Source organism: Acinetobacter pittii ANC 4050, assembly GCF_000399685.1.
GTDB lineage: Bacteria > Pseudomonadota > Gammaproteobacteria > Pseudomonadales > Moraxellaceae > Acinetobacter > Acinetobacter pittii_E.
On record NZ_KB976987.1, the window covers coordinates 2,747,474 to 2,764,590 of the forward strand.

General features: G+C 38.3%; 17 protein-coding genes. 7 read left to right on the top strand and 10 right to left on the bottom strand.

Going from position 1 to position 17,117, the window contains the following annotated elements; translation table 11 throughout:
* Window positions 1-12: 12 nt before the first annotated feature.
* Together fadB and fadA are read left to right on the top strand one after the other, a co-directional pair.
* Window positions 13-2,166, top strand: coding sequence for a fatty acid oxidation complex subunit alpha FadB (gene fadB, locus F931_RS16660; protein ID WP_016142398.1), 2,154 nt, complete (start codon window positions 13-15; stop codon window positions 2,164-2,166).
* Between the two features lie 12 nt (window positions 2,167-2,178).
* On the top strand, window positions 2,179-3,351 hold the full coding sequence (gene fadA, locus F931_RS16665; protein WP_016142399.1) for an acetyl-CoA C-acyltransferase FadA: 1,173 nt from the start codon (window positions 2,179-2,181) through the stop codon (window positions 3,349-3,351).
* 44 nt (window positions 3,352-3,395) lie between these two features.
* Here fadA and F931_RS16670 read toward each other — a convergent pair whose 3' ends face one another.
* Together F931_RS16670 and F931_RS16675 are read right to left on the bottom strand one after the other, a co-directional pair.
* Window positions 3,396-3,887: a hypothetical protein gene (locus F931_RS16670; RefSeq protein ID WP_016142400.1), complete on the bottom strand. Its 492-nt coding sequence runs from the start codon at window positions 3,885-3,887 to the stop codon at window positions 3,396-3,398.
* 244 nt (window positions 3,888-4,131) lie between these two features.
* Window positions 4,132-4,779 carry an RBBP9/YdeN family alpha/beta hydrolase gene (locus F931_RS16675; RefSeq protein ID WP_080649521.1) on the bottom strand — a complete coding sequence of 216 codons (648 nt, stop codon included), beginning with the start codon at window positions 4,777-4,779 and terminating at the stop codon, window positions 4,132-4,134.
* 71 nt (window positions 4,780-4,850) lie between these two features.
* Between F931_RS16675 and hmrR the strand changes: the two genes are divergently transcribed.
* On the top strand, window positions 4,851-5,216 hold the full coding sequence (gene hmrR, locus F931_RS16680) for a MerR family transcriptional regulator (RefSeq protein WP_016142402.1): 366 nt from the start codon (window positions 4,851-4,853) through the stop codon (window positions 5,214-5,216).
* Window positions 5,217-5,237: 21 nt separating this feature from the next.
* Here the strand turns inward: hmrR and F931_RS16685 are convergent, their stop codons facing one another.
* Window positions 5,238-5,996 (bottom strand): hypothetical protein, encoded by a 759-nt coding sequence (locus F931_RS16685; protein WP_016142403.1) that lies wholly within the window; start codon window positions 5,994-5,996, stop codon window positions 5,238-5,240.
* Between the two features lie 177 nt (window positions 5,997-6,173).
* Here F931_RS16685 and dsb point away from each other — a divergent pair, with 177 nt between their 5' ends.
* The 3 genes from dsb to F931_RS16700 all read left to right on the top strand — a co-directional run bounded on the left by dsb (window position 6,174) and on the right by F931_RS16700 (window position 9,401).
* On the top strand, window positions 6,174-6,875 hold the full coding sequence (gene dsb / locus F931_RS16690; RefSeq protein WP_016142404.1) for a DsbA family oxidoreductase: 702 nt from the start codon (window positions 6,174-6,176) through the stop codon (window positions 6,873-6,875).
* A 360-nt stretch (window positions 6,876-7,235) separates the two neighbouring features.
* Window positions 7,236-8,378, top strand: a complete 1,143-nt coding sequence (locus F931_RS16695) for a hypothetical protein (RefSeq protein ID WP_016142405.1) — start codon at window positions 7,236-7,238, stop codon at window positions 8,376-8,378.
* Between the two features lie 126 nt (window positions 8,379-8,504).
* Entirely contained in the window at window positions 8,505-9,401 is an 897-nt protein-coding gene (locus F931_RS16700; protein WP_016142406.1) for a hypothetical protein, read from the top strand.
* An 83-nt stretch (window positions 9,402-9,484) separates the two neighbouring features.
* On the opposite strand, the gene htpG is transcribed toward F931_RS16700, so the two are convergent.
* From htpG to ephD, 5 genes are all read right to left on the bottom strand, one after another.
* Window positions 9,485-11,404 carry a molecular chaperone HtpG gene (gene htpG, locus F931_RS16705; RefSeq protein WP_016142407.1) on the bottom strand — a complete coding sequence of 640 codons (1,920 nt, stop codon included), beginning with the start codon at window positions 11,402-11,404 and terminating at the stop codon, window positions 9,485-9,487.
* Window positions 11,405-11,505: 101 nt separating this feature from the next.
* Complete coding sequence (locus F931_RS16710; RefSeq protein ID WP_016142408.1) at window positions 11,506-11,859, bottom strand: lysozyme inhibitor LprI family protein; 354 nt, start codon at window positions 11,857-11,859, stop codon at window positions 11,506-11,508.
* 186 nt (window positions 11,860-12,045) lie between these two features.
* Window positions 12,046-12,636, bottom strand: coding sequence for an OmpW/AlkL family protein (locus tag F931_RS16715; protein WP_016142409.1), 591 nt, complete (start codon window positions 12,634-12,636; stop codon window positions 12,046-12,048).
* 329 nt (window positions 12,637-12,965) lie between these two features.
* Entirely contained in the window at window positions 12,966-14,390 is a 1,425-nt protein-coding gene (locus F931_RS16720; RefSeq protein ID WP_016142410.1) for a Na+/H+ antiporter family protein, read from the bottom strand.
* Window positions 14,391-14,491: 101 nt separating this feature from the next.
* Window positions 14,492-15,370 (bottom strand): alpha/beta fold hydrolase, encoded by an 879-nt coding sequence (ephD, locus tag F931_RS16725; protein WP_080649522.1) that lies wholly within the window; start codon window positions 15,368-15,370, stop codon window positions 14,492-14,494.
* 117 nt (window positions 15,371-15,487) lie between these two features.
* On the opposite strand from ephD, the gene F931_RS16730 reads away from it, so the two are divergent.
* Window positions 15,488-15,973 (top strand): DUF4442 domain-containing protein, encoded by a 486-nt coding sequence (locus F931_RS16730; protein ID WP_016142412.1) that lies wholly within the window; start codon window positions 15,488-15,490, stop codon window positions 15,971-15,973.
* 44 nt (window positions 15,974-16,017) lie between these two features.
* Here F931_RS16730 and F931_RS16735 read toward each other — a convergent pair whose 3' ends face one another.
* Window positions 16,018-16,374 carry a hypothetical protein gene (locus F931_RS16735; RefSeq protein ID WP_016142413.1) on the bottom strand — a complete coding sequence of 119 codons (357 nt, stop codon included), beginning with the start codon at window positions 16,372-16,374 and terminating at the stop codon, window positions 16,018-16,020.
* Between the two features lie 204 nt (window positions 16,375-16,578).
* Complete coding sequence (locus F931_RS16740) at window positions 16,579-16,944, bottom strand: hypothetical protein (RefSeq protein WP_016142414.1); 366 nt, start codon at window positions 16,942-16,944, stop codon at window positions 16,579-16,581.
* Between the last annotated feature and the right edge of the window lie 173 nt (window positions 16,945-17,117).

The window sequence follows — 17,117 nt, forward strand, 5'->3', positions numbered from 1 at the left end:
AGGAGATCAGGCATGATCCACGCTGGCAATGCCATTACCGTCCAAATGCTTTCGGACGGAATTGCAGAATTCCGCTTTGACTTACAAGGTGAGTCGGTCAATAAATTTAACCGTGCAACAATTGAAGATTTCCAAGCTGCTATTGCTGCGGTAAAAGCAAATAATGATATTAAAGGCTTAGTTGTTACCTCGGGCAAATCAACATTTATTGTTGGGGCAGACATTACCGAATTTGGTGAAAACTTCGCACAAGGCGAAAAAGCGATTGTTGACTGGCTTATGCCTGTTCACGAAATCTTCAATAGCTTTGAAGATTTAGAAATTCCAAAAGTTGCTGCTATTAACGGTATGGCGTTAGGCGGTGGTTTTGAAATGTGTTTAGTTTGTGACTATCGTGTGATGTCAGAAGCTGCACAAGTGGGCTTACCGGAGATTAAACTTGGTATCTACCCAGGTTTCGGCGGTAGCGTACGTTTAAGCCGTTTGATCGGTATTGACAACGCGGTTGAATGGATGGCGATGGCTGCTCCTAAAAAACCGGCTGCTGCTCTAAAAGATGGTGCTGTAGATGCGGTTGTAGCTGCTGATAAACTACTTGAAGCTGCGACTGACTTGGTTAAGCAAGCAATTTCTGGTCGTTTAAACTGGAAAGCAAAACGTCAAGAAAAGCTTGAAGCGGTAAAATTGAACCCGCTTGAACAAATGATGGCGTTCAATACTGCAAAAGGTGCAGTACTTGCTAAAGCAAATCCTGCTCAATACCCTGCTCCAAAATTATTACTTGATTCATTACAAGCAGGTGCAAGCCTTGCGCGTGATGAAGCGTTAAAAGCTGAAGCTGAAGGCTTTGCAAAAGCTGCTATTACTCCACAAGCTGGTGCATTGATCGGTTTATTCCTCAATGACCAAGTGGTTAAGAAAACTGCTAAAAAACATGAAAAAGGTGCTCACCCTGTAAACCAAGCAGCCGTACTCGGCGCTGGTATCATGGGTGGCGGTATTGCTTACCAAGCAGCAAGTAAAGGCACACCGATTATCATGAAAGATATTGGTAACCCACAACTTGCTCTAGGTATGAAAGAAGCGAACAGCTTGTTAACTAAACAAGTTGAACGCAAGAAAATGAAACCTGCGCAAATGGGTGAAACGCTTGCACGTATCCGTCCTACTTTAAGCTACGATGAGTTTAAAGAAGTTGATATCGTGATCGAAGCAGTTACAGAAAATCCAAAAGTTAAAGAAATGGTACTTGCGGATACTGAGAAGAATGTTCGTGAAAATACGATTATTGCTTCTAATACTTCTACGATTTCAATCACGCGTTTAGCAAAAGCATTACAACGTCCTGAAAACTTCGTTGGTATGCACTTCTTCAACCCAGTTCACATGATGCCGCTTGTAGAAGTCATTCGTGGTGAAAAGACTTCTGAAGAAGCGATTGCAACTACAGTTGTTCTTGCTCAAAAAATGGGTAAAACACCGATCGTTGTAAACGACTGCCCAGGATTCTTGGTTAACCGTGTATTGTTCCCTTACTTTGGTGCGTTCGACCTTCTTGTAAAAGACGGTGCAGACTTCCAGCAAGTTGACAATGTAATGTCTAAGTTTGGCTGGCCAATGGGTCCTGCTTACCTCATCGACGTTGTAGGTATCGACACGGGTGTACATGGTGCAGAAGTCATGGCTGAAGGTTTCCCAGACCGTATGAAGCCAGACTACAAAGGTTCAATCCAAGCAATGTACGAAGCTAAACGTCTTGGTCAAAAGAATGACGTTGGTTTCTACAAATACGAACTCGATAAGAAAGGCAAGAAAGCAAAAACTGTTGATCCAACAGCATATGAAATCATTGCTCCTTTCGTTACTGGTGAAAAACGCGAGTTTGATAACCAAGAAATCATTGACCGCATGATGCTTGCTTTCTGTAACGAAACAGTTCGTTGCTTAGAAGACAACATCGTTGCTACTGCTGCTGAAGCAGACATGGCAATGATTATGGGTGTAGGTTTCCCTCCATTCCGTGGTGGTCCATGTCGTTATATCGACCAGACTGGTGTTGCTGAATACGTTGCACTTTGCGACAAATATGCACACTTAGGTAAGGCTTATGAAGCGCCACAAATGTTGCGTGACATGGCTGCTAACAACAAAAAATTCTACGGTTAAGGAGCAACGTGAATGGCTACTTTAAATCCACGTGACGTTGTCATCGTTGATGGCGTACGTTCTGCAATGGGTAAAACCAAAAACGGTATGTTCCGTAATGTACGTGCTGACAGCTTATCTGCTGAATTGGTTCGTGCACTCGTTGCTCGTAACCAGTTTGATGTAAACGAAGTTGAAGACCTGATCTGGGGCTGTGTAAACCAGACCCTAGAACAAGGTATGAATATTGGCCGTAACATTGGCTTATTGGCTGACTTACCAAAAACTGTTGCTGGTCAAACGGTAAACCGTCTTTGTGGTTCTTCTATGCAAGCGCTTCATACTGCTGCTGCACAGATCGCAACAAACCAAGGTGATATCTTCATTATTGGTGGTGTAGAGCACATGGGTCACGTAGGTATGATGCACGGCATCGACTTAAACCCAGAAGCATCTAAACACTATGCCAAAGCATCTAACATGATGGGCTTAACTGCTGAAATGTTAGGTCGCATGAATGGCATTAGCCGTGAAGAACAAGACGCTTTTGGTGTTGAATCTCACCGCCGTGCTTGGGCTGCAACTCAAGAAGGTCGTTTCAAAAACGAAATCGTTGGTGTTGAAGGCCATGATGCAAATGGCTTTAAAATCCTTTGTGACATCGACGAAGTAATTCGTCCAGATGCAAACCTTGAAGCATTCAAAGCATTACGTCCTGTATTTGACCCTAAAGGCGGTACTGTAACTGCTGCTACATCTTCAGCTTTATCTGATGGTGCTTCTGCTATGTTACTTATGTCTGCTGAACGCGCACAAGCATTAGGTTTAAAACCACGTGCCGTGATCCGCTCTATGGCGGTTGCAGGCTGTGATGCAGCAATCATGGGTTACGGTCCAGTTCCAGCAACTCAAAAAGCGCTTAAACGTGCTGGCTTATCAATTGCCGATATCCAGACTGTTGAGTTAAATGAAGCATTTGCTGCACAAGGTTTGTCTGTTCTTAAAGGCTTAGGTCTTTATGACAAACAAGACATCGTGAACTTAAATGGTGGTGCGATTGCTTTGGGTCACCCACTAGGCTGTTCTGGTGCACGTATCACCACTACGTTGTTAAACGTAATGGAACAACAAGATACTCAAATCGGTCTTGCGACCATGTGTATCGGCCTTGGTCAAGGTATTGCAACAGTGATCGAACGTGTTTAATTAACACCAAGATAAAAAAATCCCCGCTCAGTGCGGGGATTTTTTTATCGACCAGCTAATCCATTTTCGATTTTCTTCTGTAAATCTATAATGTCATCAATATTCACTTTCATCGTACCATCACGATAAGCGTCGACATTACTTCGATTAATGCCCAATGGTCTTAACATTTCGAAAACACCGTTGGTTGGATCAGAAGACTGTATTCCACCCGCTACCGCCAAAATATATTCTTTTAAGAACGGAGAAAACTGAGACAAATCAGGTTGTGCCATAACTGGCTGATAATCTACCGTAGTCATGCCTTCAGGGACTAAAGCATTTTGTATATCGTAATGCGTTTTATACTCATGATGTTGTAGCGCCTGACGCACTTTTTTATCTTCTTGGAAAGGTACAAAGCCCACCTCTTCACGTAGCTCAGATTCAGCCATAACGCGAATTGTTGGTAAAGTAGCCACTTCTTCTGCTTGAACAGTCGGTAAACCCATAAAAGCAAATGCAGCAATGAAGGCTGATTGTTTTAGAAAGTTCATAACTTGCTCCAAAAATCACTCACCCTATTTCAACTAAAAGATGATGATTAAATTAAAAGTATCTATAAATAGGCTACAACAAAGTCGAATTTGATTCAGTAATGCTCAGATAAACGGTAAATATAATTAAATTTTTTAATGTAATAGTAGGGTTCTTCTATTTATTAAAACCGTATTCTAATAAAACACTCTACAACTTGAACAAAAGTGTTCAGATTATAGAGTGCGATTTATCTTATAAATTTTATTGGCTCTCTAACATCTCTTTTAAAGAATCAACTAATTGCGGAAATTTCGTATAACCTTCTCTACCTAAAAAATGTCCGCCATTAGGAACGGTAATGTACGGCGCATCAATTTCTTTCGCCAATTCAATCGTCAGTTTTGGCGGAACTAAATCATCATTATCGGACAAATACACCAGCTTTTTCTTTATGCCCTTAAAGTCATTTGTATCGACTTTACTCTTCGTTATATAACTATTAAGTACAGAAGAATCTGAAATGAAACCAGAGAATCCGGATACTAAAATCATTCCTCCAATATTTTGATACTCATGTCTTTGCAAAAAGTGCAGTAACGTAATTACCCCTAAACTGTGCGCAACAAAATAGGTATTTTCATCCACACTCGGGATCTGTTGATCTAAAACTTTCTGCCATGCCTCTACATCAGGGTTCTCAGAATCTGGAAATGGAATTAGAGTGACAGTCGTATGTTCATCTTCTATTTGATGTTTTAAATCTAGAAACCAATGATCATCGATAGAAGCAGAGTAACCGTGAAGCACAAATATTTGACGCATGTTCTTCTCCTGAAGTTCAAGTGTTTTGGCATTTGCAACAAATGACATTAATCCGAATAACACCAGTAAAATGAGTTTTCTCATCATGGAACAAGTACCATTTTGAAAGATAAAAACATGCTAAACTATGACACCACTGTTAAGGTCAACCCCATTTTATGAACTTAGCTAAAGTTTCAGAGCTCACAAAAGTAAGCCCTCGAATGCTGCGTTATTACGAGAGTTTAGGGCTTATAAAGCCTTATCGAGCGAGCAATAACTATCGAAGCTACACGCAAAAAGATATTGAAAACATTAATAAAATTAAAATATTAAATGATGCAGGCATGCACTTAAAAGATATTCAGGTCTTGCTACCTTGTTTTGATTTAGATGAACGTGTATTTACACTGTGTTCAGTGGTTCAAGAAAAACTACAAACTGAACTCATGCACGTATCTGAGCAGTTAAACAAACTACAAACTTCTCAAAGTTTATTACAATCTTTTTTAACCAAGGGAAAAGCCGAGAGCACCAAACTATAATTCTTAATGCTCATACTCTGCTTATTCTTTTAAATCTCCTTCGAGTGAAGCTACATTCCTTTTCTTAATTTTTTCAATTTTTGCATTCAGCTTCAGAACGTCTTGATAAAGCCCATTAAACTTTTTGACCTGAGCATTTTCATGAAAAAGAATCATCTGATCTTTCTTTTGCCACTCATAATTTTTTAGAAGCTTAAACATTTGTTCCGCTTTATCCAAAATTTGTAGTTCAATCATAAAAATTGCATGGTCTTGATCTGCTTTTTGCTGAGTTCCCAATTTCATTTCGAGCAGTTGCCTCATCTCTGCATCAACAGATAATTCTTGAACCTTTGCTAAGAAAGTTTTATGAATTTTTTCATATTCAGTTTGATACTGATTCGAAGCTGTACGAACATCAGCTAGCATCTTTTCGGTTTCTACAAATTTTTGCTTTTTATCAAGATCTAACCGGTCCACATTTAAAAAAGTGTCCCATTTGGCTGCTTTGAGTTCTCTTAAATATGCATTTCGTGCATTAATATTTTGAATCCAATAACTTAATAGAAATTCTGAAATTTGCTTATAGTGTCCTGCCAAACGTTTATCATGAATATCGAGCTGGACAGGTTTAGACCAATCTTGCGCTTGTTCATAAAGCTGATTCATTTTTTCAGTCATGACGACATCAAACATTTGACTACTGTCTTTGGCCTGCTGCTGTTTGATATGTTGATAGGTGAAAAAAATAATACTTGTGATAACAATCAGACTTGCAATCGCAATCAAAACTCGGCGCATACACACCTCCTATTTCCATTCTTATAGTTTTGCTCTTTATAGTTATAAAATAGAGCTTATTCTTCTTTATATGCCATTTATTTCACAATACGCAACACTGTATTCGCTACTCAAAGCTTTAAATCCTGTTCCATCATCCCTATTATGATGGGTAATTAAAATTTATGAGATTCTCCCATGCGTGTTGATGTCTGGTCTGATGTAGTTTGCCCTTTCTGTTATATCGGCAAAAAACGTCTTGAACATGTAGCTGCTGAAGCCGGTATTGATCTTGAAATCCACTGGCATAGTTTTGAATTGGATCCTGATGCGCCAGCAAAACATGACACTTCGAATACTGAGCGCTTAGCTAAAAAATATGGCCGTACTTATGAAGAGATGGAAGAAATGGAGCGCAATATTGCGGCCATGGCTGCCTCTGAAGGTATTGATTTCCAATGGCAAAAGGCGAACTCAGGCAATAGTTTCAATGCACACCGCATTATTCACCTTGCTCAAAGCAAAGGTTTAGGTAATGAAGCTAAAGAAGCGTTTTTTCATGCTTATATGACTGAAGGCCTCGCAATTGGCGAGCGTGAAGTTGTAGAAGAAATTGCATCACGTATTGGCCTTGATAATGCCGAAGTTGAATACGTACTAGATACCAACGAACTATCTGACTTTGTCCGCCATGATGAAAAAATTGCACGTGAACAACTCAATGTAACTGGTGTACCATTTTTTGTATTTGATCAAAGAATTGCTCTTGCTGGCGCTCAACCTCGTGAAGTCTTTTTACAAGTCTTAGAAAAAGCGCAAATCAAGGCAGATACTGAAGAAGTTGAGCAAGATGATGCAGCTGTTTGTACTGATGAATCATGTGATATTCCACAGAAATAAATGAACACATTTAAAAATGTGATCAAATCGTATGTTTTGTCATCATTTTAGCAATAGAGCGTTCTAAAAAAAGAACTACCCAATTGCCAAAAATCAGTTTATTATTGCCGCTTAGAATATTCGCGCTGTAATGTTCTGTTTTTTATGTGTTTAATGATCGGAATTTGAAGTTTCCTTGATCTATCATCCTCCAGTAATGGGGGATTTTTTTTGGTTAAAAATAATGGCTAATAGCTTAAACTTTTTCCTTTATTTCAAATATGTAAAAAAAGTTAAATTTACTTAACTTTTGTGTCGCCCTCTTGATTTTATTAGAAAAATCAACAAAAGTGGAAACAACAACAAAACATAAAGATAGATATGAAAACATTTCATGTAATGCCGTACCGGCAGCTTTTTGCACTTTTAACAATTGGATTTGGTTCAGTATGCATCACTCATGCAGAGACCACCTCTTCTTCTGTAAACCAACAAGTAGAGAGTACATCAGCTGGAGTACAAACCGAAGCCTCTACAGATGAAAATGTATTAGATAAAATACCGCGTTGGGTGGACGCAACTCCAACCATTTTTCCAGAGCAGTCTAATCAACCTATTGTTCCACCTACCGAACAAACAGAAGATCAAACTTGGGTTGACCGTAAACAAAAGAAAATTCGTAATTGGGCCGATCGTACTTCTGAAAAAATTGATGATTGGTTTGGCGACGTCGATCCACAAAAACCAGCAACAGCAACCATTCGGGTAATGGTCGACAACTATTGGAATGAATACGACAACTTTGAAATTAAGCCCAGAATTCGCGGTAAGATTAAGCTCCCTACACTAGAAAAACGTCTAAGTGTAGTATTTGGTGATGACTCTTTAGATGATGAATTTAATAACAGTCCTGCCAATATTAATCAGAACCCGAATCAAGATCCAAACAAAAAATTAGATGGTAAACGAACTCGAGATGACAACAGCTCGATTGCTTTACGTTGGTCAAATTTCTCTAAAAAACTGCCTTTTGAAACCGATGCAGACTTAGGTATCCGTTCTGGGGACGATATTTATGTTCGTTTAAAAGCATCGAGAGATTGGCAACTCCGTAATGATTTTAAGTTCTATGCTGAGCAAATTTATCGTTATGGAATAGACAGCGAAAACTATTTACGTACCAATCTTGAACTTACACATGCCAGACCGAATCAACCGTTTTTATCAAATCAGTTCAGCTTAACTTATGCTGATGATCAAGACGATGATTTAGCTTGGGAAAACAGAACTTTCCGTGAGCACAGTTTCTTTGCAAATAACCGTTTTAACTATGGTATTTATACAAGCGGTTATTACAACGACAATGACTTACGTTTAAACAGTTGGGGGCCGTTTGTTTCATGGCGTCAACCCGTTTTACGTGAATGGTTCTTTGTACAAGGCGATGTAAATTACTTTAATGACCACCGCGAAGATCGCAATCATTTTGTCAGCACCTTCTTACGCTTAGAAGCACTTTTTTAAGCTAGCCAACGTCACCTTGGAACCTCATCCAAGGTGATGAATCATAAAATACTTTTAAATAAAATTTTAAGCTTAGCCTTCTAAAGTACTGTTCTAATTTTTATTTTTGATTCCTTCTCTTTAAAAATGAATCAATTTTCTTCTTTTTCATTTCAAAATAGATCGACTATCTTCATTTGTATTTATAGTTTGGGTGTATTGGCTTTACTTCCCCATTCTCAATTTTTTTATCACTCTCTAAAACATAAAAGGTCACGGCGTTACCCCTATTCTTCTACAAGTTTCGCTCAAGTAAAACGGCAATCACTTTCACACTCTCCTTGTGAAGTAGAGCCAAACAATAGCTTATCTGAGGCTCCTTTAATTCAAGAGCTTATGGCTGTATTCGGAAATGATACGTTATGGAAACGTGCGACTCAGCCTGAACAAACTTATAAAGCTTTGGGTAAAAGAAAGAAGAAGAACTCATCAACCCAGGTTTCGGTCACAAATCCATTGAGTGCTAGCTGGGCCACCATTTCAACTTGGATGCCTTTTGAAAATGACCTTGATTTAGGCTCAAATTCAGATAGTGATATCTACGTACAATTTTTAGCAAAGAAGAAATGGAATTTGAGACATAACATTAGCATTGATACAGAACAGATCTTTCGTTACGGCTCTACTAGCCGAAATTACTCTGAAACTACCCTAAACTTAACGCAGAAAATGCAAGACAATACCCTTTTTGCTAACAAATTTAATGTGAATAAGAGTGAAAATGAAGATTACAACTGGGGTAACTGGACTTTCCAGCAATTTGAATTTGTAAAAGATAATAGTCTGACTTACGGTGTGTATAGCGGTGGCATCTACACGAAAAATGATATCCGACTCAATAGTTGGGGTCCCTACATTTCATGGCGACAACCAATATGGAGAGATTGGATTTTTATGCAAAATGATCTTAATTTTTTTAACCATCTTGATGATGACTCTAAGCATCAGCTTAGTGTCCAAATGAATCTAGAAGCTAATTTTTAGCCAAATATCATCAAGTTGTGGATAACTCTTTCTTTATCCACAAAAAAGCCCCTGAACATTCAAAGGCTTTTTTTTAAGCTAAATTACTTCAGCAATAAGCTATTAATACGTTTTACATAAGCAGCAGGGTCTTCTGGTAAACCACCTTCAGCAATGACAGCCTGATCGAAAATCACGTTTGCCAAATCATCAAATTGCTCTGACCCATCAAGTTTCTTCACTAAAGGATGCTCAGGGTTAATTTCTAAAATCGGTTTAATTTCCGGCACCGCTTGCCCTGCTTGTTTCAGCATACGGATGAGTTGAGGAGATAACTCACCTTCGCTCGTTACTAAACACGCAGGAGAATCAACTAGACGCGTAGTTACACGTACTTCTTTAGTTTTAGCCTTCAATGAGTCACTTAATTTCTCAACAACAGGCTTAAACTGTTCAGCTGCTTCCTCAAGTGCTTTTTTCTCTTCAGCATCTTGCAAGTCGCCTAAATCAACCGCGCCTTTAGATACATTCTTTAATGGCGTACCGTCAAACTCATGAACAAAATTCATTGCCCACTCGTCAACACGCTCTGCCATTAATAATACTTCAATGCCTTTTTTCTTGAACAACTCAAGCTGTGGTGAGTTTTTCGCTGCCGCTAAGCTATCAGCAGTCACATAATAGATGGCTTTTTGGCCCTCTTTCATGCGTGCCTTATAATCGGCAAAAGAAGTCGTCACTTCATCATTTGTCGATGTTGCATAACGTAATAATTTTAAAATACGTTCGCGGTTACCAAAGTCTTCACCCAAGCCTTCTTTAATTACTGAGCCAAACTCACTGTAGAAGGTCTTGAATTTTTCTTGGTCTTTTTCATCTTCTGATTTAGCTAAACCATCAAGCAAAGTTAATACACGGCGCGCATTACCTTCACGAATTGTTTTGACATCACGGCTTTCTTGCAACAACTCACGGCTAACATTAAGCGGTAAATCCGCACTATCCACAACACCTTGAACAAAGCGTAAATAGTTTGGAATTAAATTATCCGCATCATCCATAATAAAGACACGTTTTACATATAGCTTAATTCCCGCTTTTGCTTCTCGTGTAAAAATGTCATGTGGTGCTTTACTTGGAATATAAAGTAATTGCGTATATTCAGTACTACCTTCAACACGGTTATGTGCCCAAGCCAGTGGTGCTTCAAAGTCATGCGTTAAGTTTTTATAGAACTCAACATATTGCTCTTCCGTGACTTCACTCTTGTTACGTGTCCATAATGCACTTGCCGAGTTAATTGCTTCCCACTCGTCAGTTTTGACCATTTGGCCGCCTTTAGGCTCTTCCCCTTCAGCAACCTCTTCTTCCTGCCAAACTTCTTTTTGCATTTCAATTGGCAAGCTAATGTGGTCAGAGTATTTATTAACGATCTGCTTAACTTTATAAGACTCTAGATAGTCAAGCGCGTCATCACGTAAGTGAAGAATAATGTCGGTACCACGTGAAGCCTTATCAATTTGCTGAACTTCAAACTCACCTGTACCGCCACTAATCCAGCGCACCCCTTCAGATGCATCTAGACCCGCACGGCGTGATTCAACCGTAATTTTATCGGCAACAATAAAACCTGAATAAAAACCAACACCAAATTGACCAATCAATTGAGCATCTGCTTTTTGATCGCCCGTCAATTTTGACATGAAATCTTTAGTACCTGACTTCGCAATCGTACCTAAGTTATCAATTGCTTCTTGTTGGCTTAAACCAATACCGTTATCAGAAATTGTTAAGGTCTTATCTTCTTTATTTAAGCTGATTCGTACATGCAAGTCTGGATCATTTTCATAATATTCAGGATGATTAATTCCTTCAAAACGCAACTTATCACATGCATCTGATGCATTAGAGATAAGCTCACGTAAGAAAATCTCAGGGTTAGAATAGAGAGAATGCGTCACTAAATGTAAAAGCTGTGCAACTTCTGCTTGGAAACTATAATTTTGTGATGCTTGTTCACTCATAAATCACTCCTTAAATTTTGAAGCTGTTTGTTCTCGAATGCTTTATGAATGGAGTACTTCTAGAATTTTTCAATCCTGAATATTAAAAATTTTTACTCTAATTAAAATGGACCGTGGCTTAACACTCTATCTTGCAATATCGTGTCTAACTGTTTTTGGCGTTGTTGATAAGCATTGCTAATACAACTTACGCTAGCCGCACAAGCATTTCGCTTTTTCAACCATTGGTATTGAGCATCTTTCTGACTATCACGACCACCCATCGGTAAAGCATGCAGGACAATTTGATACGTTGTTGCCATTTTTACATCAGCATCATTTAAAGACCGATTTTTACAGATACTTTTTTCCGTTTTCGTTTTTGCAGCATTACACGAAAAACTCGCAGCTTGTGAACTTTGTGTAAAAACAATACCGCTCAGAAGTGCGAAACAAATCGCTAATTTGTTATTCATGTTTTTCTTCCCATGTTTGTAATGAATAGAAATTAGTTTAGAAAAAAACTTGCAGTAAATATGTATAAAACTGTCTGTTTTATGCTTTTTTAGTGCAAATAAAGTGCATAAAAAAACCTCACATAAAATATATGTGAGGTGCCTGAGTCTAGGTTTATTATTATATTTTTCTATTTATTATTATGCTTAGAATTTATAGCTATAACCTAGTGTGTAAACAAAAGGATTAATATCTAGATCAAACTTGTAGTTAGCAATTGATGGATCAATTGTTACTTCAGGACTAATATCAGCATAACGTACATCTACAAATACACCCCAGTTTTTCGCATCAGCAGGTTGGAAATTAAAACCAACTTGTCCTGCCAAACCAAAATCTTCTTTAACTTTTACTGCTGCCCCTTCTTCATCCCAAGGAATAAATGCTGTAGCGCCAATACCAATATACGGTGTGAAACGAGTCGAGTTTTTAAAATGATATTTCGCAGTAATTGTTGGTGGTAACTGTTTAATACGTGCTGCATTTTTGCCATCTAGCAATACATCATGGTTAACTGGTGTTGCTAATAATAATTCTGCCGAAAATGGAGATTGGCCAAAGAAGTATTCTACTGATGGTGTAAATGCATATTCATGATCTGCTTTTACCACGCCTAAAGGTGTTGTTGTATCTTCTGATGGAGCAATAACACTACCACCAAATTTCACTTGCCAGTTACCAGCAAAAGTAAAAGAAGACATCCCCATTAATGCAATAACCAAAGCTTTTTTGAACACTTTAATATCTCCAACCTTATTTATATTTATAATAAACATTTATTTTAAAACCATGCAATACTCATTATAAAATTATTTTATTATTTATTTTTAAATAACTGTTTTAAATAAAATTATATATTACCCAACCATTTTAATAGGTTTTTATTCCAACCTTATTAATCAAGATTATTTTATATTACCAACTATTTTAATAAACTTTTTAATTCCGAGTATTTTAATATAATTTATTTTAAATACATATTTTATTTAGACAACAAAAAACCTTCTTAATTGAAATCTAAAGATTATGATTAAGAAGGTTTACACTTTAATATTTTATAAAAACTTTATAAAACCATTGCAGCGATCCAGCCAAAAATTAATAGCGGAATATTAAAGTGAATAAAGGTAGGTACAACTGTATCCCAAATATGATCATGTTGCCCATCTACCCCTAAACCAGCTGTTGGCCCTAAGGTTGAATCAGAGGCTGGCGATCCAGCATCACCTAATGCTGCTGCCGTACCAATAAGTGCAATCGTTGCTAATGGTGAGAAACCAAACTGCACACATAAAGGCACATAAATAACAGCTAATACAGGAACACTTGAGAAAGATGAACCAATACCAATTGTGACAAATAGACCAATACAAAGCATTAAGAAAGCAGCAAGTGCACGATTATCTCCAATAATCTCAACTACACCATTTACTAACTGATTAATATCACCAGTATGGGTCATGACCGAGGCGAAGCCGGCAGCAGAAATCATGATGAAACCTACTAAAGCCATCATACGCATGCCTTGTACAAAGACATCATCAGCATCTTGCCATTTGAAAATTCCGGCAGTAGATAGAACAGCAAAACCGACTAAACCACCTAAAATCATCGAACCTGAATACAGCTGCGCAGCGAGCGTTAAGCCAATTGCGAGCAATGCCATCAAGATTGTTTTCTTTGCAATAACCGGGGCTTGCTCTGCCTCATGCTTTAACTCCTCAGCATCTGCTTTTAAGTCAGCTGTTTGAACTTCTGTATTTGCACGAAGAGGTTTATCTAAATCGATCGTGGTCACAGGCGTGATATTACGATCTGCATAAATTCTTGGTTTACGGTAGCTAATAAATACCGCAACCAAGGTGCCTAAAACCATCCCTAAAACAGGAATAGCCATGCCAATTGGCATCATTGCTCGATCAACATGTAAGCCATACGCCGCACCAATCTTGTTGATATTTCCCATCAAAATCTGTTCAAGGAAAATTGCACCAAAACCAACCGGAAGAAAAATATAAGTCCCGACTAAACCTAGCGTAAGTACGCAAGCTGCTGCTCGACGGTCTAATTTTAGATGGTTCATTACTTTTAATAGTGGCGGCACCAATACTGGAATAAAAGCAATATGAACCGGAATAAGGTTTTGAGAGAAAATAGCAGAAATTAATAAAATACCTAAGAGTAGATATTTCACTTTGGTCTGACGGCTTTTCCCAGCCTCCATTCCCAATAAACCAATCAGCTTATGAGCAAGTAAATCAGGTAATCCAGATTTTGAAAGTGCTAGAGCGAATGCCCCTAACACCGCATAGGCAAGTGCAACTTCAGCACCATCGCCAAGACCAGCGTTAAAAGCTTCAACGGTTTGAGAAAGGCTTAAACCTGCTACGAGGCCGCCCACAATGGCAGAAACCACTAAAGTCAGTACGACAGAGACGCGCGCCAGTGATAATAGGAACATCACTGCAATCGCAATAACGACAGCATTCATGAATAAGTTCAGAGCAAAACAAAAGGCGATATTCTAGCAGATTCATTTCTATGAAGCCGAAAATATCGCCGAATTAACAGTTTTATGCAGTTATTTCACTGTTAAGCTTGAGCTTTAATAAACTCACGAATATGAGTTGCTATTTTCTCTGGCTCACTCAGAATCGCCCAGTGATTTGCGTTAAGCTCTACATATTCAAATTTTTCAACCCACTTTGGCATAGCCTCAGTAATGTATTCAGGACTCACAAAAGTATCATATTTTAGAATAACCGCTTTTACTGGACATTGTGCATAACGTTGACGTGGGCCAGTTAAGCGAGGAATAAAATTGGCACGATATAAATTAATGCCATATTTTCCATCAGCATTAATATTATTATTTAAAGGTAAATTACTTTTTCTTTCTAATTGAGTAAGAATTTTCCCCCATTTTTCTGGGCTAAAAAGAGACCATACTGTTGGTGCTATTAACGGAAGATGAAATGCGCCGATATACCAAGATTTGCTTAATATTTTTAAGATTTGAGCTGGTGAAGACTTAACTTTATCACGTAAAAATAAAGCCGCATGATCAAGACATGGCCCAGAAATGGTGGTGTATGATAATAAACGACCTTTAAACTTAGGCTCGGTTGCAGATTCCCAAGACTGAATTGAACCCCAATCATGCGCAGCCATATGGAATTGACGATTTGGCAATAACTCATCAACAACTTCTTGAAGATCTAAAGATAAACGTTCTAAACGGTAATCACGTATACGTTTTGGTATAGATGACAAACCTGCTCCACGCACATCGTAAGTAACAATGTAGAAGTCATTGATCAAATGCTCAATGATTGATTCCCATACTTCTTGATTGTCTGGATAGCCATGTACTAAAACCAAAGGAGTATTTTTTTCATCACCCCATGTTTTGGCACAAAGCGTTTGTTGATCACTTGTTGTTACTGTATGAACTTTTGGCTGCATAATCATTTCCTATCTTGTTTTTCAATCGATCATGTCGTTAGTCGGATAGAGCATTGCCATCAATATAAAAAAGATGATACTTATCTAGTATGAATACTGTTGCAATAAAAAAAATTGACTATTATGGCTATTTTAAGAAGACTTCAGAACAATCCTACGATTTCAAAATTTCTATTTAATCACTATCCCCCTTATCGTGGTGCGGGGATTTATATTGAAATCATGAATTTAGAACTTTGCCATGTGCGTGTAAAGATGCCGCTGACTTGGAAAAACCAAAATTTAGTCGGTACACATTTTGGTGGAAGTCTGTATTCAATGGTTGACCCATTTTATATGATGATTCTTATGCATCATCTCGGATCAAAGTATATTGTTTGGGATAAAGCTGCTGAAATTAATTTTCTTTCGCCTGGTCGCAGTACTGTACATGCAGATATTCGAGTAGATTTAGCCGAAATTGAACAAATTCGTGAGCTTGCCGAAAACTACGCCCCTGTTTTAAGAACTTATCATCTAAATATTTTTGATGAATCCGGGGTACGAATTGCAGAGGTTCAAAAAACACTTTATATCAGACGTAAAAAAGCTAAGCCTTTCTCTCAATAAAAATAAGCGCTTATTAGCGCTTATTTTATAAATCTGCAAACCTTTTATTTTTTCTCTTCAATTGCTGCACCAGCACCACCACCGATTGCACCACCAATAGCAGCACCAGAGTCACCGCCAATCAATGCTTTACCTACAACAGAACCAATACCAGCACCAATTGCACTCTTGGTAGCTGTTTGTTTACTACCACCTTGGGTGTTAGAACCTACGCCTGCACCGACTGCTGCACCTAAGCCTGCACCAATACCGCCACCAACATGGTTACCTAAACCACCACCAAGTGCTCCACCTGCTGCCGCTGCACCAATACGCTGGTCAGATGGGCTCATATTTTGACAGCCTGTGAACATAAGTGTAGACAACATTAAAGCAGAAACTAATCCAATTGTTTTTTTCATGACCGTACTCACTACTATTTGTCCTAATGAAAAGAATAATCCTCTTTTATGTGGAATTTGATCAGATTGTGTTATTCGTCTGTCCTAATCGATTGAGATTTTGTAAAACTCTTCCTTTTTACGTATTAACCTAAATTTTAATTATAAAAAGAAGCCTCTATTCATATAAAGGCTTCTTTGATTTAAATCTTATTAAGGATACTTTTAGTATTTTCCTTTCTTCTCTTCATAAGCCGCGCCTGCACTACCACCAAGTGCTCCTCCAGCCGCTGCGCCAGTATCACCGCCGATGATAGCTCCACCTAAAACAGCGCCTAAACCTGCACCAATTGCACTGTTACGTACTGTTTTACTGCTAGATCCTTTTGCATTAGCTGCAACACCTGCGCCGAGTGCCGCTCCCAAGCCAGCACCAATATTACCGCCTACATGTTTTCCTACTGCACCGCCTGCACCGCCACCAATCGCTGCCGAACCAATACGTTTACTTTCTGGACTAGCATTTTGGCAACCAACGAATAAAGTTGTTGACATCAGGCCAACACTAACAATCATCATCATTTTTTTCATTAGATTTACTCCAGTCTTCATATGCAGGTAGCCTAATGTGTTTTTGTGGAGTCTTTATCCTGCTTAAGTAATAAAATAATGGCTCTTTAAGATGTTTATGTAATGACAACTTTTTATTGTTAAAAATAAAGATCAATAAAAAAGGCACCCTGAGGTGCCTTTTTTATTGCCAT

Excerpts from the sequence above, each read along its gene's own strand:
- hmrR (WP_016142402.1), top strand. The coding sequence starts at position 4,851 with ATGAACTTAGCTAAAGTTTCAGAGCTCACAAAAGTAAGCCCTCGAATG.
- F931_RS16740 (WP_016142414.1), bottom strand. The coding sequence starts at position 16,944 with ATGAAAAAAATGATGATGATTGTTAGTGTTGGCCTGATGTCAACAACT.
- F931_RS16730 (WP_016142412.1), top strand. The coding sequence starts at position 15,488 with ATGGCTATTTTAAGAAGACTTCAGAACAATCCTACGATTTCAAAATTT.
- F931_RS16710 (WP_016142408.1), bottom strand. The coding sequence starts at position 11,859 with ATGAATAACAAATTAGCGATTTGTTTCGCACTTCTGAGCGGTATTGTT.
- fadA (WP_016142399.1), top strand. The coding sequence starts at position 2,179 with ATGGCTACTTTAAATCCACGTGACGTTGTCATCGTTGATGGCGTACGT.
- dsb (WP_016142404.1), top strand. The coding sequence starts at position 6,174 with ATGCGTGTTGATGTCTGGTCTGATGTAGTTTGCCCTTTCTGTTATATC.
- F931_RS16670 (WP_016142400.1), bottom strand. The coding sequence starts at position 3,887 with ATGAACTTTCTAAAACAATCAGCCTTCATTGCTGCATTTGCTTTTATG.
- htpG (WP_016142407.1), bottom strand. The coding sequence starts at position 11,404 with ATGAGTGAACAAGCATCACAAAATTATAGTTTCCAAGCAGAAGTTGCA.
- F931_RS16735 (WP_016142413.1), bottom strand. The coding sequence starts at position 16,374 with ATGAAAAAAACAATTGGATTAGTTTCTGCTTTAATGTTGTCTACACTT.
- F931_RS16695 (WP_016142405.1), top strand. The coding sequence starts at position 7,236 with ATGAAAACATTTCATGTAATGCCGTACCGGCAGCTTTTTGCACTTTTA.
- F931_RS16675 (WP_080649521.1), bottom strand. The coding sequence starts at position 4,779 with ATGATGAGAAAACTCATTTTACTGGTGTTATTCGGATTAATGTCATTT.
- F931_RS16685 (WP_016142403.1), bottom strand. The coding sequence starts at position 5,996 with ATGCGCCGAGTTTTGATTGCGATTGCAAGTCTGATTGTTATCACAAGT.
- fadB (WP_016142398.1), top strand. The coding sequence starts at position 13 with ATGATCCACGCTGGCAATGCCATTACCGTCCAAATGCTTTCGGACGGA.
- F931_RS16720 (WP_016142410.1), bottom strand. The coding sequence starts at position 14,390 with ATGAATGCTGTCGTTATTGCGATTGCAGTGATGTTCCTATTATCACTG.
- F931_RS16700 (WP_016142406.1), top strand. The coding sequence starts at position 8,505 with ATGAATCAATTTTCTTCTTTTTCATTTCAAAATAGATCGACTATCTTC.
- ephD (WP_080649522.1), bottom strand. The coding sequence starts at position 15,370 with ATGATTATGCAGCCAAAAGTTCATACAGTAACAACAAGTGATCAACAA.